This is a genomic window from Halomonas sp. AOP30-A1-24 (genome assembly GCF_052378165.1).
Taxonomy (GTDB): Bacteria; Pseudomonadota; Gammaproteobacteria; order Pseudomonadales; family Halomonadaceae; genus Vreelandella; species Vreelandella citrativorans.
In genome coordinates this window covers 1-23,099 of sequence record NZ_JBQSXL010000007.1, presented here as the reverse complement: position 1 = coordinate 23,099, position 23,099 = coordinate 1, and the positions used below count along the sequence as shown (strand labels likewise).

The window sequence follows — 23,099 nt, the reverse complement described above, 5'->3', positions numbered from 1 at the left end:
CTGAATTATGTTCTTCGGGGGTTGATTGGGCGCTTTCGCTGAGCTCTGGCATTACCCAAGCTTATGCGGCACCACTTCGTGGCCCAGTTCTTTATAGCGCTGCCAGCAGGCGCGTTTGGCGACCAGAACGTGTTGATGCTGGTTGATAATTTCGGCAACGCGCGCATAGCGCTCAACGCCATCAGGAATATCGGGGTACAGATTGAGAAGCGCGGTTTCTGCTTTGGGCGTAGGCAGGGTTTGCCAGCCCAGCGTTATCGGTACGCTGGCCGCCATTTCACTGTCTTCAAGCGCGTGGGGTAGGTAGGCATCTTCGCGAAAATTCCACAGGGCCGCGTCAGCCTGCTCGGCCAAGGCCTTGTCTTCGCAGTGAAGGTGTAGCCGGTACCCCTTACGCCAAATGGTTTCGGCCAGCTTACAGGCGAATGCCAAACGCGCTTCCAGGGTGGTATCCGGGAGGATATAAAAATCGATGCGCGCCATAGCGGCTCCAGCTCTTTCAAAACGCGTTTAAAACAGTGCCGCCGCCAGGGCTGGCGGCGGAGGGAGGCATTACACCAGCCGGGTGAGCCAGCCGTGCTTGTCTTCACTGCGCCCGTACTGCACGTCGAGCAGCTTTTTACGAATGCGCATGGCCACGTCGTTGCCACCGTCGCCGTTCAGGCGAATACGCTCATTTTCCGTCACCAGCTCGCCCACCGGAGTGATGACTGCCGCGGTTCCGCAGGCGAACACTTCGCTAATCTCGCCGGACGCCGCGCCTTCGCGCCACTCGTCAATGCTGATGGGGCGCTCTTCGGGGGTTAAACCTTCGTCTTTCGCAAGCGTGAGCACCGAGTTGCGGGTAACGCCTTCCAGAATGGTGTCGGTTAAGCGTGGCGTCACCAAGCGCCCATCCTTGAAAACAAAGAACAGATTCATGCCGCCCAGCTCTTCAACCCATTTGCTTTCCTCAGCGTCAAGGAAGGCCACTTGGCCACAGCCGTGAGCTTCGGCCTCTTTTTGCGCGGCCAACGAGGCGGCGTAGTTACCGCCGCACTTGGCAAAGCCGGTGCCGCCTGGGGCGGCCCGTTTGTAGTGCGAGGAGAGCCAAATGGAAACCGGGCTGATGCCGCCTTTAAAGTAAGACGCTGCCGGAGAAGCGATCACGTAGTAGTCCACTTCATGGGCCGGGCGCACGCCCAGGAAAGCTTCCGAGGCGATCATGAACGGGCGGAGGTAAAGGCTGCATTCGTCGGCATCGCTTGACGGCGTGGGCACCCAGGTCGTGTCCTGAGCCAGCAACGCCTTGATGGAGCCAATGAAGTCTTCATCGGAGAGTTCCGGCAGTGCCAGGCGGCGGGCGCTACGGCGAAAGCGCTCGGCGTTTTTCTCAGGGCGGAAGGTCCAGACCGAGCCATCGGCATGGCGGTAGGCTTTGATGCCTTCAAAAATTTCCTGGCCGTAATGCAGGACCGATGCGGCCGGGTCGAGCGTCAGCGGGCCGTAGGGGCGTACCTGGTGGCCGTGCCAGTCGGCATCGACCGTCCAGCGGATATTGACCATGTGGTCGGTGAAGTGCTTGCCAAAACCTGGGTTGGCCAGGATGTTGTCACGAATGCTGTCGGCCGTTGGCTGATTGGACGGCAGGATTTCAAAACGAGTCGTAGAGCTAGTGGGCACGGCGTGTTTTCTCCGCTAGAGCCAGGCCCCGAAGGGCGATATAAGCGTGTCGTTAGCGTAGCGCGTGCCATAAACGATAGAGCACACGCTAATACTTCCAGATTTAACGGTTGTGGCACTCAAAGGCAACCATTGAGCGCACGATCCGTGTGATTAGTTGGCGCTGATTTCTACCTGGCCGTCGGCTTCACGGTCCAGCAGGTACTGGGAAAGCAGGCCAACCGGGCGGCCGGTGGCGCCTTTCTGTTTGCCCGAGTGCCAGGCGGTACCGGCGATATCCAGGTGCGCCCATGGGAAATGATCGGCAAAGCGCGATAAAAAGCACGCGGCGGTAATCGTACCTGCCGGGCGCCCGCCAATATTGGCCAGGTCGGCAAAGTTGGATTCCAACTGCTCCTGGTACTCATCCCACAAGGGTAAATGCCAGGCGCGGTCCCAAGAGGCTTCACCGGCTTCCAGAAAATCGAGCGCCAGGTCGTCATCGTTGGAGAGCAGGCCCGTCGCGTGGTGGCCCAGGCCAACAATCACCGCGCCTGTTAGCGTGGCGATATCGACAACGCTTGCTGGTTTAAAGCGCTCGGCGTAGGTCAGTGCGTCGCACAGTACCAGGCGGCCCTCGGCATCAGTATTAAGCACTTCAACCGTTAGACCTTTCAGCGTTTTAATAATATCGCCAGGCTTGGTGGCAAGGCCATCGGGCATGTTTTCTGCGGCGGCGACAATAAATACCAGGTTGAGCTTGGGCTTGAGCGCAAGCATGGTCTTCACGGTGCCGAATACGCTGGCGGCGCCGCACATGTCGAATTTCATTTCGTCCATGCCTTCGCCGGGTTTCAGCGAAATGCCGCCGGTGTCAAACGTGATCCCTTTGCCTACCAGGACGTGGGGGGCTTCTTCACTCTCCGTCGCACCGTTGTACTTCATGACAATCAAGCGCGTAGGTTCGTGGCTGCCTCGGCCAACCGACAGTAGTGAGCCAGCGCCGAGGGCATCCAGCGCCTCTTCGTCGAGAATGTCCACCTCTAACGCGCCGTTGGACGTCTTACCCAACTGCTCGGCCTGTTGGGCCAGGTAGCTTGGCGTGCACACATTGCCCGGTAAATTGCCCAACGTGCGGGCGTAGTTGATGCCTTGGCCAATCGCTGCGCCAATCTGGGCGCCTTGCTGGGTAAGCGTCGCGTTTTCAGGCTCGCTAAAAAGCGTGAGTGCGTTAAGGCGCGCTAAAGGCGCTGGCTGCGACTTAAACTGGTCAAAGCGGTAAACCGCGCGTTCCGCGGCCTCCAGCACCTTGCGCGCTTTCCAGCTGCTGTCGCGGCTTTCAAGAGGAACATCATTAAACGCGATGCTTGCTTCATCGACTGGCAACTTGGTCAGCGCCACCATGGCCGCATCCAGCGCTTTTAAAAAGGCGCCTTCTTGGCACTTTTCGCGCTCTCCGAGGCCTACTAACAAAAGCCGTTCTGCGCAAAGCCCCGGCGCGAAAGGAATCATCTGTACGTTGCCAAGCGTAGGATCGAAATCGCCGCGCTCAAGCAACTGACCGATTAAACGTTCACTGGCGTCGTCCAGGCTGGCGGCCGTGGGCAACAAGTCGCTACCTTTAAACATGGGGATGACGAGACAAGCCGTTTCGGTTTTGGCCGGATTGGCGGTCTGAACGGAAAATTCCATAACGTCTCCAACAAGACAAGCATCGAGGGATTCGGGATAATGCCCCGTACTGGGTGTTGGGTTAGTGTACCCAAGCCATGGGCGCATTGCATGGCATCCTGCACGATTAGCCGGAGAGGGCATTGATTTTATTTCGGTACTTAACTCGCGAAGTGTTACTCACCATGTCGGCTGTGGCAGGTATCTTGCTGCTGGTCATTATGGGCAGTCGTTTTATTCGTTACTTCTCTGACGCGGCGGAGGGAGATATCCCCGTTACCATTCTGGGTAGCTTGATGATGTTTCATCTACCCGGCTTTATGGAACTGGTGCTTCCGCTCGCGTTTTTTCTAGGCATCCTGCTGGCCTATGGCCAAATGTATATGAACAGCGAAATCACCGTGATGGTGGCCTGTGGCATGAGCCCTCTGCGGCTGTTGCGAGTAACGTTGCTGCCCGCCTCGGTAGTGGCGGTGCTGGTGGGCTTTTGTAGCTTGTGGCTAACCCCCGCCGGGGCGTTGCAAACGGCAGCGACGCTTGCAGAGCAGCGCAGCCGGTTGGATGTTTCGGTACTGGCACCCGGGCGGTTCCAGGATTTCGGTGGTGGGCGTACCGCTTATATCAGCGATTTCAGCAGCGATGGCACCGAGATGCAGGAGGTGTTGGTTCATGAGCAGCCTAATACAGAAAACCCACATAGCTTTGTTACTCGGGCCGGTTCCGGGTATCAGGAAACGCGCGTTGAAACGGGCAGCCGTTTTTTAATATTGGAAAATGGCGAGCGCTACGGTGTGGTGCCGGGCCAGCAGGATGCCCAGCGGCTAACGTTTGAGCGCTATACGATGCGCCTGGGGTTAAGTCGTGGCCTTCAGGAGTTTGATTCTATTGAGTACGCTACCACAGCAGCGCTTTGGGATGACCCCAATCCACGCGCTCAGGCGCAGTTTCAGTGGCGTACCGGCTTGCCGTTCATGGTCTTTGTATTAGCGCTCATCGCCCAGCCACTTTCTCGGGTGAACCCACGGCAGGGCCGGTTTGCCAAGCTACTACCGGCGGTATTTTTGTATGTGGCTTATTTGAGTTTACTGCTTGCTGCGGTCGATGCGATTGGCAGTGGAAAGCTCTCGCCATTGGTTGGCGTTTGGCCCGTGCATCTCTTGTTTTTAGCCCTCGGCTTGCTGCTTTTGTGGCGCTCACAACGTAAGGGGATGCGCTAATGCTGGCTGATCGTCTGGATCGTTACATCGCTCGCAACGTGCTGGGGGCAATTATCGTTGTGCAGTTCGTACTGCTGGGGCTGGATATCACCATTGCCTACATTGGCGACCTGAGCGACGTACAAGGGAATTTTACCGCGTTTGATGTGTTTCTCTATCTACTGATGCGCGTGCCTTGGCGATTTTATCAATACGCGCCCGTAGCGGTACTGATAGGTGCACTCATTGGCTTGGGAAGTATGGCTTCCAGTAACGAGCTGACCGTGATGCGTGCTTCAGGTCGTTCGCTGGCGCGCATCGTTTGGGGCGTGATGAAACCGGTGTTGCTGGTGGTTGTGGCCGTGCTACTGGTTGCTGAGTTTGTAAGCCCGCGCACCGAGCAGTTTGCCGAAGCGTGGCGGCTTGAGCAGCGCCAGGGGGAAAGCGCTCAACCCGCCAGCCGTAGCGGCTGGCAGTTTGAAGGCGACAGCGTTTACCGATTTGGTGCCATACGGGCCGATGAGGTCGTGCTTGATTTAACCCGTTACCGGTTTGATGGGCGCCGCCTGGTGGAAGCCACCCACGCTGACCGGGCGCACTGGGAAGAGGGCGCTTGGCGGCTTGCAAACATCACCACGACACGTATCTATGATGACCGCACTGAATCCGACTATCAGGCCAGTGCTGTTTGGGAAACACAGATTACGCCGGTGCAGTTAGAGCGGCTGCTGCGCTCGGTCGATAGTCAGGCACCCAGCGAGCTATGGGCGTATTCACGCTACCTTCAAGAGCAAGGCTTAACGGCGGATCAACCGCTGTTGTACTTTTGGCAAAAAGTCTTAATGCCCCTCACCATGGGATCGCTGGTATTGATAGCGGCGTCCTTTGTGTTTGGCCCGCTGCGTACTGTAGCGGCAGGGACTCGCGTCTTTTATGGCGTCGTGACCGGGCTGTCATTTAAATATATGCAGGATCTGCTTGCGCCTGCGTCGACGATCTTTGGGTTTTCGCCCGTATGGGCAGTGCTGGTGCCAACACTCGCCTGCGCTGCTGTTGGGGTTTACTTCCTGCGCCGTAATGGCTGACGTCATGGGCGCTGGTTTAGGTCGCCGCCTGGGCGCTCTGCTCTACGACAGCGTGTTGGTGGTGGCGCTTTGGCTGATTGTAACCATTGTCCATCTGGCTTTTTTTCGACTGGTGTTGGGGCAGCCCGTTGAAGCCGTGGGTGCTTCTGCGCTATCGGTTTGGAGCCTGCGCGCGCTGTTACTGGTCTCCGTCACTTTTTTCTTCTGCTTTTTCTGGTCTCGTAGCGGCATGACGCTGGGTATGCAGGCATGGCACCTGCGCGTGCAAGCACCGAACGGGCAAAAAATCACCCTTAAGCAAGGCCTTGTTCGCTGTGTCACGGCTTGGCTTTCGCTGGCGGCGCTGGGCACGGGCTATGGGTGGGTGCTTGTCGATAAGCAACGGCGCAGTTGGCCAGATATCGCCTCTCATACCTGCACGGTAATAGTACCGAAACGCCAGAAAACCTCTGACTAACGAGTGTGCTCATTACGTTAATCAGAGGTTTCCGTTGGCAAAAGTCGTATTAGGTTTTACACAACTAAATAACTAACAAGCTGAATTGAATAATAAAAGCTAGATGCTAAGGGCAATCACTGCTAAAGAGCATCTGTTTTTACTTGCAAAGATGTATGCGAATCATTTACATTCACCTCATGTGATTAATGAGGTGTCGCCATGTACGTTTGTGTGTGCAAGGGAGTAACCGATCATCAGATACGTCAGCAAGTGAGCGACGGAGCGCGCAGCTGGCGAGAAGTACGTGAAGCCACCGGCTGTGCGACCCAGTGCGGCAAGTGCGCTTGTATGGCTAAATCGCTAACGCGTGAAGCGGTACAAAATGCCCGTTTGGAAGCCGATATGAGTCTCGCTTACGCCGTATGACGCGAATCACTCTTGTTAGAGTTATCGTTAGCAAATAACTGATTTGTTTGAATTTTTTGATCTCTTCTTTATACTCTCAGAAAGCTGGGAGTATGCCTTTGCGTGGCCTATACTCCTTTGTTAACGTAACTGTTTGATTGCTTAGATGAACTCTCAGCATTACAACGAAAAGGTGACGTCATGAAAGGTGATCCCCAGGTAATTCAGCATCTCAACAAAGCGTTAGGCAACGAGCTTATCGCTATCAATCAGTACTTCTTGCACGCCAAGATGTACAAGGATTGGGGCCTAAAAGCACTCGCCAAATGGGAATATGACGAGTCCATTGAAGAGATGCAGCACGCCGATAAGCTAATTGAGCGCATCCTGTTCCTGGAAGGTATTCCTAACCTTCAGGACTTGGGCAAGCTGCACATTGGCGAAAACGTTAAAGAGATGCTCGAAAGCGATCTGCGTATTGAGCACGACGGCCGTAACGACTACATCGAAGCCATCACGTATTGTGAAAGCGTTAAAGACTACGTTTCACGTGATTTGCTGCGTGATCTGCTCGCCGATGAAGAAGAGCACATTGACCATATCGAAACCGAGTTGAAGTTGATTGAGCAGGTCGGTATTCAGAACTACATGCTGCGCCAAATGCAGCTGGCGGGCGACCACGAGTAAGCGCTAGCCCAGCACTTATTGACGACCGCTCACAAAAATGCCCCCGACAGTGTCGGGGGCATTTTTTTGCCTGTCATGAGTGCTATTGCCTAACGGGCGGGCTTGCTTGACCCCACAAAACTTGAAAGCGATACCGCCAGTACCGAGAGAAGCACCAGCGCCAGCGCAGGAATCAGCACCGCCCAGGGCGCACGCTCAATGTACGGCATACCTTCTGCCAGCACTAACCCCCACTCTGGCGAAGGTGGCCGCGGTCCCAGACCCAAAAAGCCCAGTGCCGCAAGCGCCAGCGCAACCCCAGGTAAGCGCAGCATGGCGTGGCGAAATACCGGGCCAATCACCGCAGGAAGAATATAGCGGACCATCAAGCGCAGCTGCCCCACTCCTAGGAGGGGCGTTATGCGCACGTGGGGCTGGGCTTTTGCCTCGGCGACCAGCGCTGCTGTATGCGCCGCCAGGGGTGCCCAGGCCACCGCGGTAACCGCAATCACGGCGCCGCTGGTGCTGGGTCCCATCAAACCGGCCACGATAAGACCCGCAATAGTGGGCGGCGTTGCCTTGGTAATCTCAATGGGGCCGGTGGCAAGCTTGGGTGCCAGGCCAATCAAGAGCCCCAATATCAGCGTGAAAAATACTACCGCAACCGCCATGCCAATGGTGGAGAGCGCGCCATGGGCCACGCGGGCCAGAATATCGCGCCCAGTGCCGTCCGCGCCTAGCGGCAGGCCAAGGCTGGGTGTTTCCAAGCGCATAAAGGCCGAACTAAACGGATCTCGGGTAATGCCTGCAATCACTAGCACACACAGCAGAAGAACCGCGACGCTTGGGACGATCCACGCTCGCCGCGATACGCTTTGCTCGGTGTGGGTAACGGGCAGTGCGCCCAGCCTAAATGCCCGGCCGAGCAGCAGCGCACGGCCAATATTGGCAAGGCTGCCCAGCACAATTGCAATCACCAGCAGAATAAGAATGCCGGTTTGCAGTGCAGGCATGTCCTGGGCTGATGCCGCTCCCAGCGTTGCCCGGCCAAGGCCCGGAATCGAAAATACCTGCTCGACGGCTATCGCACCGCCGGTTAGGCCGACCATGACCATACCCACTTGAGGCATAAGGCTTGGCAGCGTACGGCGCAGAACGGAGAGCGTAATACGGCGATGAGAGAAGCCCGCCACACTCCAGGTGGCCACCCAACGCTCAGTAAAGGTGGCCGAGAGACCATCGCTGAACAAGCGGCCCAGCAGGCCGCCTGCGGGAAGCCCCAGCGCCAATGCGGGAAGCACCGCGTAGCTCAAACCACGCCAACCATAGGGCGGCAACCAGTTAAGCCAGGCGGCAAACACCACCAGCAGCAGCGAGGCGAGTAGAAACTCCGGCAGGGCCGTTAATGCCGCGCCCACGGTGCCAGGCGAGCGGCTAATCTGGCCACGCAAACCCTGCCGCACCACTGGCAGGCAAATAAGCGTTGCGGTAACCACCGCCACCAGCATGGCAAAGCTCATTAGCAGCAAGGATACCTGTGCGCTTTTTAGCAGGCCGGGCAGCACCGGCGCGCCTGAAATCCATGAGTTACCTGCATCACCCTGCAAAAGCCCCAGCAGCCAGTGCTTCAGCATCTCCAGCGGCCCGGATTCCAGACCCAGCTGAGCACGAATGGCCGCCAGTGCTTCTGGTGTTGCCTCCTGTTCGGCAGAACGCGCCCGCAAGATGCTGAGCGCCGGGTCGCGGCCTGAAAGCCAAGGCAGTAGCCCCACCAGAACCACAACGCCTGCCAGTGTCACTAGGCGTGACAACAGGGGAATAAACGGCTCGATGCGTAAGCGGCGCCACAGGGGCTGTGATGTTGCGTTAATCATGCGTGGCGCGCCTTCAGGACTCGCTATCAGTATCGATAGCGGTTTTTTCGGTGATCAGCATGCGTTCACGCGGGTCGCGTTCGGCGTTGCTAACCCGTGCTGATTCCCCCTGAATGACCCGCTCGTGGAGCATCGGGATCGCCGCATCGGTGCGCAGAATAGCGGCTTCAGCGTCGATAATCGCTTGGCGGCGTGCTTCACCGGTGGGCTGCTGTGAAGCGTTGGCAAGCGCCTCATCAACGGCCGGGTCGCAAAGCTGGGCGATATTGAAAGAGCCTTCGCAGGCGAAGTCGCTGTACATGTAGGCCACCGGGTCGCCAGAATCCAGCACAGTGGCACGCGACAGAATAAAGGCATCAAACTCACCGGCTAACGCGTCGGACTCAATATGCGCGTACTCGCGTACTTCCTGCGTCACCTTGAAGCCAGCCTGGGTCAACTGCTGCTCAAGCAGGACGGCGACTTCCGGCAGCTCAGCGCGATCAGTAAAGGTCGCCAGAGTGATTTCGACGCCCTCTGGTGCGATAGGCGTGGCACGGTCATCTATTGAGGTGCGGTAGTCGCTTGCCCAGGCCAGTGCTGGACCCAGTAGACCTTCGGCAATATCGGCACGGCCTTCGTAAACGGTCTTCACAATGGCGGCGCGATCAATCGCTTCACGCGCGGCCGCTCGCAGGCCGGGGTCCGCCATGGGGCCTGATTGGGTATTCAGATACAGCGTATTGGTGCGCGGCATGGGCACTTCGTGCACCAGCGCCTGGTCCAGCAGCGCCACTTGCGATACCGGAATGGCTTCTACCACATCGGCGGTGCCGGTTCTCAGGGCAGCGGCGCGCGCCGTACCGTCGGAGACATAATCCGCATCAATACCAGCAATGGCGGCGGGCTCGCCCCAGTAATCATCAAACCGGTCAAGCGTGGCGCTGGTGGTGCCATTGATCTCTTTCAAAACAAAAGGGCCGGTGCCTGCTTCGATGGGATTCACTCGGCCATCGTCGCCATAGGCGCTAGCGGCTAGAATCGCCAGCTGCGGGCTGGAAAGCCGGTTGGCAATCAGTGGGTCGGCTTTCTCGGTACGTACCAACACGGCATTGTCGCCATCGGCTTCAATGGTCATGTTAACGCCGTCCAGAATACGCGGCTTGGGGGCCGCTTGAGTGGCGGCTGTCAGGGAATTCACGACGTCGTTGGCGGTCAGCTCGGTACCGTCGTGGAAAACCACACCGTCACGAATCACAAAGCGCCACGTTTGGTCGTCCACCAGCTCCCACTCGGTCGCCAGGAACGGCTGCGGGTCACTGTTGGCATCCAGACGAACCAGAGTTTCAGCGTTACTCCAGCGCGATAGTTTAAACGCGTCGTCGGATAACGGACTCAACCCTGAACGCGGCGGCTGAAGCATCGCGACGCTAATTCGCTCGTCGGCGTCTGGCGAGGCAGAGGTGTCATCACGCTGGTTATCAAAGCAGCCAGCGAGTAGAAAAGGCGCGGCCAGGACAGCGGGTAACGATAGGCGAAGTGTGTGGCGTAGCATTGGGGAGTCTCCATGTCAGGAACAGAAGTAGACGTTAACAACAGCCGCCAAACGTTCGTAAGCAAACGCTTAGACGCCATGTTGGCGAAACGGATTATTCGTCGCGGATAGGTTGTTTATAAGCCCGCTATAAAAGCGCCCCCACGTCCGTCGGACGACAGTGCGGGTAAGTGCAGGTAGGCAGTTGAGAGACGGCCTTGATCAAATCAAGCGTGATGGGATGGCGAGGTGCGCGCCAAAGCTCAGTGGTAGGGCGGTCTTCAACAATCCTGCCGTCGTCCATTACCAGGGTGCGCTTGCATAGGTTAGCGACCACGGATAAATCGTGGGACACCATCAGTAGGCCTGTACCGTTCTCATCGCAAAGCCGCTTCAGCACGTTAATCACCTGGGCGCGCACTGGCAGGTCAAGCCCGCTAAGCGGCTCGTCGGCCAGTAAAAAACGCGGGCGGGGAGCGATGGCTCGGGCAATGGCTACCCGCTGCGCCTGGCCGCCGGAAAGCTCATGGGGTTTGCGGTCCAGAAATGCAGTGCCCAACCCCACGTGCTCAAGCGCTTCCTGGGCGCGCTCAATCGGGTCGCACTTCACCTGAAGGCGAATCAGCGGCTCAGCAACCAGTGCGCGCACGCTCATTCGCGGGTCAAGCGAAGAAGCCGGGTCCTGGGGAATATACTGAACCGCTTGGCGGTACCAGCGCAGGCGGGCCGTGGACGCGGGGCGCACTACTTTATGTTGGCAGGTAATTGACCCACTATCAGGCGCTTCAATCGCCAGCAGCGAGCGCAACAAGGTAGTTTTTCCCGAGCCGGACAAGCCCACCAGTCCCACGCGTTCTCCGGGGTAAAGTGTAAGGTCAACATTGTTGATGATGTGCTTACGCTCACCTGCTCGCCAAAACACCTCACGCGGCAGCGTGACGCTTTTATTAAGCCCGCGTGCCGATATAAATGCTTCTCTACCCACGAGTGCTTCCTGACGACTAAACGGTAGGGGGCTTTGCATCAGGCGCTCTTTAAGTAATCAACGGATAGAGGTTCGGTCACGCTCGTGAACTGGGCTGGCTGTACGCTATGCGCAGCGGCCACCAACTCTTGAGTAAAGCGGTGTTGCGGGGCGGTAATCAGGGTATCCAGCTCACCGCTTTCAATCATGACGCCGCGCTCGATAACCACCGCGCGTTGGCACAACTGAGCGGCGGCGTGAAGGTCGTGAGTGATAAACAGCAGAGACGTGGCCGTTTTGCCGGTATGTTCGCGCAGGGCGCGGAGTACCTGCGCTTGGGTGACGACATCCAGTGCGGTCGTAGGCTCATCAGCAACGAGCAACGAGGTTTTACAGGCCATGGCAAGCGCGATACACACGCGCTGGCGCTGGCCACCGGAAAGCTCGGCAGGCGTGCGTTTTATCAATCGCTGTGGGTCAGGAAGACCCATGGCTTCCAGTAACGCAATAACGGCGTGCAGGGCCGCTTTACGTGATAAGCCGTGATGACGCGTGAAGGGCTCGCGCAACTGAGAGCCGATAGTTACCAGCGGGTTGAGCGCCGAAAGCGAATCCTGAAACACCATGGAAACACGGGTTTCATTGCGCCGCTGTGCAGCAGGGGTGTGAATAACGTCCTGGCCAAGAAGGCGAATGCTTCCCTGTACCTGAGCATTAGGTGGCAAAAGCCCTAACACCGCTTTCGCGGTAAATGATTTCCCCGACCCCGATGCGCCCAATAGGCATACGCGCTCATCGGCCATCACGTCAAAGGAGAGGCCATCAACCACCGGCTGTTGATCAATTTGAATGCGCAGATCACGCACGGATAAAACGGGGTCGCTGCACATTGCCAACATTTCAAATCAGGCCATTAAATCGCTATTAATAGTTATGATATAACGTTTTCTATGGGGTCGACAATATACCGTAATAAAATCCGGGGGCAGAGGAAGAGAGTAATAGAAAGAGCAGGCGCGGGAGTGATGAAAAACGTAGCAGAGATGACAAAAGGATAGGCACAAAAAAAGCGCTGACGGTGCAGCGCTTAATGCTTGCCGGGCAGCAGGCTGCCCGGGGTATGGATTTATTTGGAGGAGGCCGCGAGAACGTCTTCACTAAAGTTAGTGGCAGGCTCATCAACCGTAAAGGTCGCACGGCTCAAACGACGTACACGCTTCATAAACAGGGCGATGCACACCAGCGTACCCATTGCCGCCACCACATAGCTCACCTGCAGCGACAGGCCAAAACCAATGGGCGCATAGGCGATATAGGTAAAGGTGGCCATGGTCATGAAGACCGCCGGAATTGACGTAATCAGGTACGGTTTGCGCGATAGCACCAGATACATCGTGGCGACCCATAGCGCAATCACGGCGGTGGTCTGGTTTGCCCAAGAGAAGTAGCGCCACAGTAGCGTGAAGTCCATGTGGGTGAGTGCGTACGACACGACAAACAGAGGTACGGCAATCAGCAGACGCTTAACGATCGGGCGTTGATCAATTTTCAGGTAGTCGGCAATGATCATGCGTGCGCTACGAAACGCGGTGTCGCCAGAGGTGATCGGAAGAACGATAACGCCCAGTATCGCTAGCGTGCCGCCTACGGCGCCAAGCATAGTAGTGGACACTTCGCTTACCACGGCAGCAGGGCCGCCCGCCGCCAATACGTCAGAAAGACTTTGGTCTCCGTGGAACAGGCTCATGGCTGCTGCTGCCCAGATCATGGCGATAATGCCTTCGGTGATCATCATGCCGTAAAAGATTTTGCGCCCGCTGGTTTCGTTTTCCGTTGTACGCGAAATAATGGGCGTTTGCGTGGCATGAAAGCCCGAAAGCGCGCCGCAAGAAATCGTTAAAAACAGTAACGGGAAGATAGGGGCGCCTTCCGGATGCATATTCTGGAACGAAAGCTCAGGAATCGGTGCGCCCGTCACAATCATGCCAATGCCGATACCCGCCGCGCTGAACAGTAACAGCGCACCAAAGTAGGGGTAGATGCGGCCGATCACCTTATCAATCGGTAGCAGTGTCGCAATCAGGTAGTAGACAAAAATCGCCATAATAATCAGGGTAAGTGATATCGGCGTCATATTGTCCAGCAGCGCGGCGGGGGAGGTGACAAATACGGTACCCACCAGCAGCAGTAGTAAAATCGCAAAGCCATTAACCACGTGCTTCATGACTTTACCCAGGAACTTGCCCGCCAGTTGAGGCAGGTGAGCGCCGTGGTTGCGAATCGAGATCATGCCCGTTAGATAATCATGCACCGCACCGGCAAAAATACACCCAATCACGATCCAAACGAAGGCGACCGGACCGTAAAGTGCGCCAAGAATAGGGCCAAAAATGGGCCCGACACCGGCAATATTAAGTAGTTGGATAAGCGAGTTACGCGTTGTGTTCATCGGTACGTAGTCGATGTTGTCACGCATACTATAGGCAGGCGTTTGACGCTTGCGATCAGTGACAAAGACCCGTTCAACGAATTTACCGTAGGTAAAATAACCCACGATTAACAGCAGTATCGAGACGATAAAGGTAATCATGTTGGGCACTCAGTGGTCAGGGGATAGTGAAAGACGACAGATGAAAAATCAGCTAGGGCGCTGATTAGTTGGCAGAATGTACAGTGTCGTTAAGCAAACCGCTTTAAGACTTTAGTGGCCCACTGAGCGTAATGACACACATCAATATGAAAACGGGCAGCCTTAGGCTGCCCGGTCATCTTCTTGCGTAACGTAAGCGCGTTATGAAGGTGTCACACCGCAGAGCATGCGCGCACCACCGCCACCCAAGTGTGGCTCGTCTTCATACGTGTCGCCGCCCTCATGAATAATCAGGGCGCGGTCTGTTATGTCGTCCATGCTCAGCCGAGGTGCCAGCACGGGCAGGTTCGCTTCCCCATCGTCGTTGACGGTCAGTACCGGCAGGTCACCCAAGTGGCCTTCGCCATAAGGACCCTGGTGGGTATCGGTATTGTCCGGGTCATAGTGACCGCCGGCGGCCTGGGCAGCGGTCATTTCGCCGTCATCGTTTTCGGCCGGTTCGCAGCTGGGGTTCTGGTGCAGGTGGAAACCATAAATACCTGGCTCTAGGCCGGTGATGGAGGGCGTCAATAACACGCCTCCGAGTTCGGAGCTTTCAATCGTCACGGTACCGAGCGCATCGTTTACACCTTCGGACGTTACCTCGTGCATATTCACTTCAAGCGATTCGCTCTCATTGGTTTGAGCACTAGCGGTAGTGGCCAGTAGCAGGGCTGCGGCGATACCGGTGAGCGGAGCTGAATAACGCATGGTTCGTTCTCCTTTCCTGTTCCGTGGAAGCCCCCGAAGGGGTGCCTTTACAAGGTAGTTGCCGAGTTCCCATGTTGCCAACGCTGGCTGGCTAGCTTTAACCTAACGTTACGGATGACATCAGCCTGCCCAGCCGCGACAATAGCGCCTCGTTTTTACCCAGGAAGTGCTATGTTGCCGCTTAGAATCCTCTATCAGGATGAGCACCTTGTCGCCGTGCATAAGCCCGCCGGGCTTTTAGTACACCGCTCGGCGCTGGCACGGGGTGAAACGCAGTTTTTGTTGCAGCAACTGCGTGATCAGATAGGCAAACGCGTTTATCCCGTGCACCGGCTGGACCGGCCGACGTCGGGCGTTATTGTGTTTGCCCTCTCCTCGACTGTCGCTGGGCTTTTAAGCGAAGCGTTTAGTGAACGCCAGGTCGAAAAGCGCTACCTGGCGGTGGTGCGTGGCAAAGCACCTGATGAGGCGCGTCTGGACTATCCGCTACGTGAAGAGGATGGCTCGCGGCCTAAAGCAGAGATGCCTGCGATGCCCGCCATGACCGATATACGCCGCCTGGACAGTGTCGAGCTTCCCGTTCAGGTCGACCGCTACCCAGTAGCCCGTTATTCGCTTATGGAGGCGCGCCCGCTTACCGGGCGCCGCCATCAAATTCGCCGCCATTTATCCCGGCGCGGTTACCCCATCATTGGTGATGCCAAGCACGGTAAAAGCGTCCACAATCGCTTTTTTGCCGACCAACTGAATGCGCCACGCTTGTTGCTGGCGGCCACGCATTTAGCCTTTGATCACCCCGTGCTGGCTAAACGGGTTGCGCTAACCTGTGCCCTGGATGACACCATGACCGCCTTATTTCATCATTTAGGCTGGGCAGGCCACCTGCCGTTGGACAGCGTGCGAACTCCGCCGCTGACAGCGCCCTCTGCCCTTCAAACGCTTTAAAAAGAGCTTGCCATGTCTACTACGCCTTCACTTCCACCGGTTACCCCGGCAAGTGCTGAGCCAGCCTCTGCTGGCACGGCTTCTAACGATTATGCTTCTAACGAGCATGTTTCTAACGACCATGCTTCTAACGACTATGAGTTCCGTTTTGGCGGTATTCGGCGCCTTTACGGGCAGCGTGCGGCCACCGCGTTTCGCCAGGCGCATGTGGTGGTGGTGGGCGTAGGTGGCGTAGGTAGCTGGACAGTGGAGGCGCTGGCGCGCTCAGGTATCGGTAAGCTTACCTTGATTGACCTGGACGATGTGTGTGTCTCCAACGTCAACCGTCAACTGCACGCGTTGGATGGCACTATCGGTAAACCTAAAGTGGATGTGCTGGCTGAGCGTTGCCGCCTGATTGCGCCTGACATCGACATCGTCGCTGACACGGCATTTGTCACGCCCACGAACCTGGCCGAGCGCATTCCCGAGGACGCCGACCACGTGGTGGACGCTATCGACAGTGTTATCGCCAAGGCCGCGCTGATTGCCTGGTGCAAGCGGCGTAAAATCCCGATTACCGTGACCGGTGCCGCCGGTGGTCAGACCGACCCCACACGTATTCAAGTGGCCGACTTAACCCGTACCGAGCACGACCCGCTGTTATCCAAAGTGCGCTCGCGCCTGCGCCGGGATTACAACTTCTCGCGCAACCCCAAGCGGCGCTTCTCAGTCGAGTGTGTTTACTCCGACGAGCAACTGGTGTATCCCGGTAGCGACGGTGAAGTGTGCCTGCAAAAGCCCGGCAGCGGTGACGCCACCCGGCTGGACTGCGCCTCGGGCTTTGGCGCCGCCACATTCGTCACCGGCACGTTCGGCTTTGTCGCAGCCTCCAAAGTGCTCGAACGCCTGGCTAAAAAAGCCAACCAGCCAGCCACTCAGAAGGAAAGCCAATGACCGCCCCCGTTCCCGGTATTTACCGCCACTATAAAGGCGCACTTTATGAAGTGGTTGGCACCGCCCACCACAGCGAAACCGAAGAGCCACTGGTGATCTACCGCGCCCTTTATGGGGAGTACGGTTTGTGGGTGCGCCCGCTTGAAATGTTTATGGAGACGGTTACTAAAGAGGGCCAGACCCAACCACGCTTTGCGCTTGAGAAGGCGTTTTAGTAAAAGTTAACTTTGGTTATGTAAGAGATATCTTACAAGCTTGTAAGACATTACCGCCACGTATTGGTCAGGCCTTGCTCTGTTGACCCTGGTCGCTATCCTCATCGCTCCTATTGACGAGATAACAATCCAGGGAGCGGCCGGATGGCAAATGGAAATGGTCTTTACTTCACTCTGACGCTTCCGGGCGAGAGCAGCGTGGCGGTGGTCGACTTCACCTATCGCGAGGCGCTCTCACAGCCTTTTGAACTGGTGCTCAACCTGGCCAGCCGTGATGGCAGCCTGGACGCCACCGAGATGCTGGATCGCAACGCTACGTTGACCATCTGGCAGTCGGGTGAAGCGCTACGCCAAGTGCACGGCATCATTAGTGAGTTTGCTCGCGGCGACCGTGGCCACCGCCGTACCTTTTACTCCCTGGTACTTCGCCCCGCCCTGTGGCGGCTTTCTTTGCGCCACAACTCGCGCATTTTTCAGAAACTTGACCCGGTCGCTATCATTACCACGCTGTGTAATGAGCGGGGCATCAGCGATGTCACCTTTACGCTAAACCGTGACCTCATCGAGCGTGAGTACTGTGTGCAGTACCGCGAAACCGACCTTGCCTTTATCGAACGCCTGGCTGCTGAAGAGGGGCTGTTCTACTTCCATACATTTGAAGCGGGTGCCCATCGTCTGGTATTCACGGATGATCCTAATTCACTAACTAATCTTGGCGAGCGCACCTACCATAACCGGGCTGGCGGCACCGCCCCCACGCGCCATGTGCGTAAACTGCGCCATACCGCTCGCGTGGCCAGCTCATCTGCCACACTGAAGGATTACACGTTCAAGAACCCCTGTTACGCGCAGTTGCACGAGCATCAAGGGCCGAATGTTGAACAGCACGGCCAACGGATGGATTACGAGCATTACGACTATCCCGGCCGCTATAAGCAGGATGCCTCTGGTAAGCCCTTCACCCGGATCCGCCTGGAGCACCTGCGGCGGGAGGCCGTGACCGCCGAGGCACAAAGCGATTTGCCCGAACTCGCCCCCGGCGTTCGTTTTACGCTGAGCGACCATGATGTGGAAAGCCTCAACCGTGATTGGCAGCTGATCGAGGTCATTCACCACGGTGAGCAGCCCCAGGCACTTGAAGAAGACAGCTTTACGGTAGGCGATTCCGCCGATATGACGCGCTACCACAACACCTTGGTACTGGGGCCAGGCGATGTCGCCTAGCGCGCCACGCCCAACCCCAAACCGCGTGTGGATGGCCCCCAGGTAGCCATGGTGGTCGGCCCGCCTGGGGAGGAGATTCACTGCGATGAGCATGGCCGCGTCAAAGTACAGTTCCCTTGGGACCGCTACGCCGAGCCTAACGAGAAAGCCAGCTGCTGGGTGCGCGTGTCACAAGGCTGGGCGGGCGGCGGCTACGGCAGTATCGCTATTCCCAGGATAGGGCATGAGGTAATTGTTTCGTGTCTTGAAGGTGATCCCGATCAGCCGTTGATTACCGGGCGCACCTACCACGCCGCCAATACCGCGCCGTATCCGCTGCCTGAACACAAGACCCGCACCGCGATCAAGACCCAGACCCACCAGGGCGAAGGCTTCAACGAGCTGTGCTTTGAAGACAAGGCGGGCGAAGAATTCATCTATATGCATGCCCAGAAGAACATGGAGCTGCATGTCCTGAACTCCCGCCAGAAGCGCGTCGAGTTCGATGATACCGCGACCATCGGCAACAACTCACACCTGGCGGTGGCCAAGGACCGCGTCGAGACCATCGATGGCAACCGCGATGTCACCGTACATACCAACCACACCGAGCAGATAGACGGCGACCGCGGCCTCACCGTGGGCGGCAGCTATCAGACCCATGCCAACGGCGATATCACCTTTAAAGCCGACGGCGAGCTGATTCTGGATGCCAGCAAGATCACGCTCGTGGCCGGTGGCGCGGCGCTGGTGGTATCAGGGGGCAGTGTCGATGTGACGCCGGTATTGAACGTGGGCTCGGCTTCGCCCAGTGCCGCAGCGCTACCGCCCATTCCTGCCGTGCTGGAAGCCGCCGCAGGGGAAGGCAGCCCGTTTGTTTCCCATTGCCCGCTGGAAGAGGCATGACGCATGGCAACATCTGACTACTGGGTAGCGCGCTGCCATGTCATGGCCCACACCCCCAGCGCCCGGCGCTGGGAAGAAGACACCGATGAAGCCATCACGGTCGCCGCAGTCCTGGCCAGCAGTGAAGACGAGGTAAGAGCGCGCCTACAACAGCAGTGCCATCAAGACGGCCTGGGACTGGTGCGCCTGGAGGCCATTGAAACACTGCTTGAGCGTTGCCGCCGGGAAGGCCTGGTGCAAACACTGGTTGAATTGGCGCACACGACGTCAACGAAATACCCGGTCGCCTACGGCGACATGGTGCCTCTGTTGCCAGAAAAGCCGCCCGAACCGCAAAACGATCAGCCGGCGATTCCTCCGGTCATCTACCAGGAAACGACCTGGCAAGCGCTGTTTGCACGGAACCAACCGCCGCTCTGGGCAGTCATTGACGGCGTCAACTGCCGGGAAGCCATGGCGCGTTTGGGCCAGACCGACGCCCAGCACGCCTGCCTTTACGCCACCACCGACACCGCCACCCAGGCCAGTGCCCCGTGGCTTGTACGCCTGGAAGCCGACAGCGACATTCGGACCTGGCTTGAAAACCTGCCCCAGGATCAGCACTGGGGCGTGCTGTTTCACTCCCGTGCCACGCTCAAGCAACTGCGCACGCACCTGCGCAAGTTCACCATGCTCTGGACCCCGGCCAACGACCAGGCCCCGGTGTACTTCCGCTTCTACGACCCCCGTGTGGCCCTGGATATGAGCCAGGCGCTCGAGCCCTGGAAGCTGGCGGCCTTTATGGCGCCGCTGGAAGCCGTCTTTATTCCCGCTTCCCCGCTGATGGTGTTTCCGGCTGAGTTAACGTTAATCCCCTCCATCGCGCTGGAGGCGCCCGTTCAGCAGGTACAGGGTCGACTGCTGACGATCTCGCTCAGCGATGACGCCCGTGACGCGCGAGGGCAGGGGCGGCAGTTTGCCATCGGCCAGAAAGAGTTTGTGTGGTTTGGTGGCCTGATGCAGCAACGGGCGCAGGCGGCCCTGGCGCTTTCGATGACCCCACAGTATCCCCAGAAAACGGCCCAGCAGTTGCTGTCTGCCGTTCACACCGCGGTGCAGTTGGGACAGCGTTACGGCCTCGCCTCAAAAAAACAGACCCGCACCCTGGCGAAGTGCGTGATCGCGTTTGGCGACACCTTTCCCACCCATCAAACCGAAGCACAGCAAATACTTGAAAACCCCACCATGGCCGCCTGGCGCAAGCGTGACCGCCTGGAAGCCTGGTTTCCCCGAGGGCGTATTCAGCAGGCTCTGCTGGCGAAATATGCCGACAAGGAAAGTGATATGCAACACGACAATTTTCGGCCCATCGTTAGCGGGGAGTGGTCATGAGTTATCAGCCGACTTACGAAGATACGCTTTACTTGATGAAAAACGAGTGGGAAGTCTTTAATAGAGATTACGCCTTTGATGAAATCGTCTCCATTGCTCGAAAACGGCATGACGGTAAGCCAGTAGATGAGGCGGACGTCACAGAGCGCGTCTATCAAGCGTATCTCGACGCTGGTGGCGAGCCCCTCACCGAAAGCCCTATTCTGCCGGGAACCGTGCTGGCAGAAGATGAGGTTTATCGAATGATGATGGATCCATCTGAAATTCCAGCGGCGTACGCAACAGCGTCAACGGCTAACCAAGAAGCATGTAATGAGGAGCCTGACACCGACTTTGGCGTGCCCTGTGTCGAGTGTGAGCAAAGTGCTGGCTGCTGCCTCAAGGCTGGGGTGGTGCAAGACAAGGAAGATAGTAGCCGCAAGATCGAGTGGCCTCCTGTGGAAGAGGCCACCACGCTGTTGGTGGTCGCCCACCATCAGGAGGACACCGCGAGGGGTAAGCTAAGCGCCGATGTGGAAGTGACATGGGAAGGTGATGAAAGTTGTCAATGTGGGCGTCCTCAAACCCCTTGCATTAGGGCTGATGGAATAGAGAGCGGTTCCAAGTTACTTATCTCGCAAAGTGAAGAGGTAACTGTTATCTACGATCAGCCTGTGCGGCTGGCAGAAAGCCTCAGCAATTTTATTCCCTTTGATGTCACGCTGGGTTTTATGGCCTTTGAGGCACTGATAGGGGGGCGTTTCTTGTCCGATCAGGGCGGGCAGGCGACTTTTCAGCCCATACAGTGCTTTCCAAGCAACGATACTCGCGCCACCTTAAAAGTTATCCCTTATCCCTACACCGAGTTGGGCGGAGATGTCAGCATTGCGGTTGAAACTGTCATCATGACCAGTAATGTCTCCGCGAGGGTGGCTGTCACCGGGGAACTCAATGGCCAGTATGGACGACACAAGATTGAGTGGAGTCGCAGTGCCGAAGCCTCCGGAGGAGGCCCTAAAGAAACTCCCCGTCAGAATGATGCACCTGGTCTTATCGGCCTTATGGTCGAGACGGTTCAGAAAATTAATCACTACGTGTCTCGCGGAGGTGGGGCAAGCGCAAGCGGCACGGTTGAATATGACAATGGCAATATAGGCTCTGGTATCACCATCAGTAAGTCACTTTCCTTTAAGCCGACAGGTTTCAAGCTAGAGCCTGTCGGAAGTAGTCCTGACCTTCAGCTTAATATGCTTAGCCTGGAATCGGCCTTAAGCTTGGGAGTGACCGGTAAGATTGATCTGATCGAACTCATTGCAACCATTATGTTGACAGCAGCGGGTGCTGACAAAATCAATAAAGCCCGTGTTCGACTGGCTGCTGGAGACAAGGTGAACGCTACTATAGAAGGTTACCTCGAGCTAAGCGCCACCGGGTCCTTACAGCATAACCTGACAGGAGGAGGCGGCCTGCGCATACCAGCCTCGGGTGAAAGCAGGGATACTGATGATAATGGAGTAACCAGTGACTTCAAGGGTATGCTGCAAATCCTGGGAAGGGCAGAAATAAAGCTTCATGTTGAAGGCAGTGTTTTCATGATCAGAGCGCAGGCGGGAGTGCGTGGATCTATCCATACCTCCTGGACATGGGAAGCTCGGAACAGTGCGGGTGGGAAACGAGAGAAACGTTATATCTTTGAAGGCGTTAAGCTTAGTGGCGAGGCTTATGCTGAAATTACTATGGGGCGTGATAAGAGTGATGAGGTTCTACATGGTCGCATAGAGGGGGACTCAGAATTAGTAGATAGCGAAGAACGGTCTGAGACATTGGGCAGCGTTGAAGTAGACGAATCAGGAGATGATAGTGATGGTAAAACTATTTGGCCAAGGGAAGAAGGCTCGTGGGTTGCTTTCTAAAAAGTTAATGAGTCTAGCGGGGATTTTATACTTATTAATATTGCTAATGTTAAAGGAGTTAGCCATGGCGCAACCTATTGAACGTCAGTACTGGGTTAATATTCATACAGAAAGCGCAGCGTGGGTGTTACGCATTAATGATTTGAATATAGAGTCTCATAGTTCAACAGAGCAATATTCTATCTCATATCCAATTAGTCCTAGTCTTAAAGAAGGTCAGAACGAGGTGTCGCTTATTTTTGCACCACTTCTTGAAGATGATACAGGTCACTTGGTGAAGAATAATGAGACCGGCGAATATATACAGGCACCCAAAGAGGACTTTTGGGTTGATATCTCGATTGAAGCCATTAATACACGTACTCAGGAAAAGGAGCGTATCAATACTCTGCAGTTACGCTATGACATGGAAGAAGGTGAGCTTATAGCCTCTCCTCAAAATCCTGCCAATATGAGTGGTGAAACGGTACACCAAACTGAACATCTCCGCACAAGAGGGGAGTTTGTGGTGAGCTCACCTGAACAGCTAGTCGTGAGTAGTGGCCAGAGTCTAGAGGCTGAGCGAGTGGATATGAGCTTTCGCGTTCTGGATCCTATCCCCAATTTCCATTGGGTCGAGGATGCTACGCCACTAGAAGATACACCGCGACTACGGCATGAGCTACGTCAAGCCTATCAGAATTTATATCGTTTGTTTGAGGAGGGCGATAGCGATCTAATTTTACGAGAAGGTGAGGCGATGTGGACTCGAGCAGGGCTATTGGTGGCCGGTGGAAAGAATGCAAGAGAATATCTCTCTTCGCTTCCGGTAGGGTCACAGCTTGTTGGGCTTAGTAA

20 protein-coding genes and 1 pseudogene are annotated in these 23,099 nt (G+C 56.6%); 12 read left to right on the top strand and 9 right to left on the bottom strand.

Annotated elements, in window-relative coordinates:
• Window positions 1-51 precede the first annotated feature (51 nt).
• From ACT3TJ_RS05465 to ACT3TJ_RS05455, 3 genes are all read right to left on the bottom strand, one after another.
• Complete coding sequence (locus ACT3TJ_RS05465) at window positions 52-483, bottom strand: DNA polymerase III subunit chi (protein WP_444665493.1); 432 nt, start codon at window positions 481-483, stop codon at window positions 52-54.
• A 69-nt stretch (window positions 484-552) separates the two neighbouring features.
• The gene (locus ACT3TJ_RS05460; protein WP_441677906.1) at window positions 553-1,662 is read right to left on the bottom strand and encodes a branched-chain amino acid aminotransferase; all 1,110 of its coding nucleotides are present in this window, start codon (window positions 1,660-1,662) and stop codon (window positions 553-555) included.
• 153 nt (window positions 1,663-1,815) lie between these two features.
• Window positions 1,816-3,333: a leucyl aminopeptidase gene (locus ACT3TJ_RS05455; protein WP_441677908.1), complete on the bottom strand. Its 1,518-nt coding sequence runs from the start codon at window positions 3,331-3,333 to the stop codon at window positions 1,816-1,818.
• Window positions 3,334-3,455: 122 nt separating this feature from the next.
• On the opposite strand from ACT3TJ_RS05455, the gene lptF reads away from it, so the two are divergent.
• From lptF to bfr, 5 genes are all read left to right on the top strand, one after another.
• Complete coding sequence (gene lptF, locus ACT3TJ_RS05450; RefSeq protein ID WP_441677910.1) at window positions 3,456-4,529, top strand: LPS export ABC transporter permease LptF; 1,074 nt, start codon at window positions 3,456-3,458, stop codon at window positions 4,527-4,529.
• Window positions 4,529-5,593 (top strand): LPS export ABC transporter permease LptG, encoded by a 1,065-nt coding sequence (gene lptG, locus ACT3TJ_RS05445; protein WP_444665492.1) that lies wholly within the window; start codon window positions 4,529-4,531, stop codon window positions 5,591-5,593. The genes lptF and lptG overlap by 1 nt, the downstream gene beginning before the upstream one ends.
• The gene (locus ACT3TJ_RS05440; RefSeq protein WP_444665491.1) at window positions 5,586-6,050 is read left to right on the top strand and encodes an RDD family protein; all 465 of its coding nucleotides are present in this window, start codon (window positions 5,586-5,588) and stop codon (window positions 6,048-6,050) included. Before lptG ends, ACT3TJ_RS05440 begins: the two co-directional genes overlap by 8 nt.
• 201 nt (window positions 6,051-6,251) lie before the next feature.
• Window positions 6,252-6,458 (top strand): bacterioferritin-associated ferredoxin, encoded by a 207-nt coding sequence (locus tag ACT3TJ_RS05435; RefSeq protein WP_087109929.1) that lies wholly within the window; start codon window positions 6,252-6,254, stop codon window positions 6,456-6,458.
• A gap of 180 nt (window positions 6,459-6,638) precedes the next feature.
• Window positions 6,639-7,124, top strand: a complete 486-nt coding sequence (bfr, locus tag ACT3TJ_RS05430; protein WP_172118571.1) for a bacterioferritin — start codon at window positions 6,639-6,641, stop codon at window positions 7,122-7,124.
• 89 nt (window positions 7,125-7,213) lie between these two features.
• On the opposite strand, the gene ACT3TJ_RS05425 is transcribed toward bfr, so the two are convergent.
• The 6 genes from ACT3TJ_RS05425 to sodC all read right to left on the bottom strand — a co-directional run bounded on the left by ACT3TJ_RS05425 (window position 7,214) and on the right by sodC (window position 14,794).
• Window positions 7,214-8,977: an ABC transporter permease subunit gene (locus ACT3TJ_RS05425; RefSeq protein WP_444665490.1), complete on the bottom strand. Its 1,764-nt coding sequence runs from the start codon at window positions 8,975-8,977 to the stop codon at window positions 7,214-7,216.
• A gap of 13 nt (window positions 8,978-8,990) precedes the next feature.
• Entirely contained in the window at window positions 8,991-10,511 is a 1,521-nt protein-coding gene (locus ACT3TJ_RS05420) for an ABC transporter substrate-binding protein (protein ID WP_444665489.1), read from the bottom strand.
• A gap of 127 nt (window positions 10,512-10,638) precedes the next feature.
• Window positions 10,639-11,514, bottom strand: a complete 876-nt coding sequence (locus ACT3TJ_RS05415) for an ABC transporter ATP-binding protein (protein WP_444665488.1) — start codon at window positions 11,512-11,514, stop codon at window positions 10,639-10,641.
• Window positions 11,514-12,353, bottom strand: a complete 840-nt coding sequence (locus tag ACT3TJ_RS05410) for an ATP-binding cassette domain-containing protein (protein ID WP_441677922.1) — start codon at window positions 12,351-12,353, stop codon at window positions 11,514-11,516. The genes ACT3TJ_RS05415 and ACT3TJ_RS05410 overlap by 1 nt, the downstream gene beginning before the upstream one ends.
• 227 nt (window positions 12,354-12,580) lie before the next feature.
• A complete protein-coding gene (locus ACT3TJ_RS05405; protein WP_444665487.1) occupies window positions 12,581-14,044 on the bottom strand; it encodes a carbon starvation CstA family protein in 1,464 nt (487 codons plus the stop codon).
• A gap of 201 nt (window positions 14,045-14,245) precedes the next feature.
• Window positions 14,246-14,794: a superoxide dismutase family protein gene (gene sodC / locus ACT3TJ_RS05400; protein ID WP_172118576.1), complete on the bottom strand. Its 549-nt coding sequence runs from the start codon at window positions 14,792-14,794 to the stop codon at window positions 14,246-14,248.
• A 171-nt stretch (window positions 14,795-14,965) separates the two neighbouring features.
• Between sodC and ACT3TJ_RS05395 the strand changes: the two genes are divergently transcribed.
• The 7 genes and pseudogenes from ACT3TJ_RS05395 to ACT3TJ_RS05365 all read left to right on the top strand — a co-directional run.
• Window positions 14,966-15,739 (top strand): pseudouridine synthase, encoded by a 774-nt coding sequence (locus tag ACT3TJ_RS05395; protein ID WP_193056466.1) that lies wholly within the window; start codon window positions 14,966-14,968, stop codon window positions 15,737-15,739.
• Window positions 15,740-15,751: 12 nt separating this feature from the next.
• Complete coding sequence (gene tcdA, locus ACT3TJ_RS05390; protein ID WP_444665486.1) at window positions 15,752-16,675, top strand: tRNA cyclic N6-threonylcarbamoyladenosine(37) synthase TcdA; 924 nt, start codon at window positions 15,752-15,754, stop codon at window positions 16,673-16,675.
• A complete protein-coding gene (locus tag ACT3TJ_RS05385; protein WP_441677930.1) occupies window positions 16,672-16,890 on the top strand; it encodes a DUF1653 domain-containing protein in 219 nt (72 codons plus the stop codon). The genes tcdA and ACT3TJ_RS05385 overlap by 4 nt, the downstream gene beginning before the upstream one ends.
• A 144-nt stretch (window positions 16,891-17,034) precedes the next feature.
• Window positions 17,035-18,999: pseudogene (locus ACT3TJ_RS05380) on the top strand (type VI secretion system Vgr family protein).
• Window positions 19,000-19,002: 3 nt separating this feature from the next.
• Complete coding sequence (locus ACT3TJ_RS05375) at window positions 19,003-20,370, top strand: DUF4123 domain-containing protein (protein ID WP_444621821.1); 1,368 nt, start codon at window positions 19,003-19,005, stop codon at window positions 20,368-20,370.
• Window positions 20,367-22,262: a hypothetical protein gene (locus ACT3TJ_RS05370; protein WP_444621822.1), complete on the top strand. Its 1,896-nt coding sequence runs from the start codon at window positions 20,367-20,369 to the stop codon at window positions 22,260-22,262. The genes ACT3TJ_RS05375 and ACT3TJ_RS05370 overlap by 4 nt, the downstream gene beginning before the upstream one ends.
• Window positions 22,263-22,326: 64 nt before the next feature.
• On the top strand, window positions 22,327-23,099 hold a 773-nt coding region (locus ACT3TJ_RS05365), incomplete at its 3' end, for a hypothetical protein (RefSeq protein ID WP_444621823.1).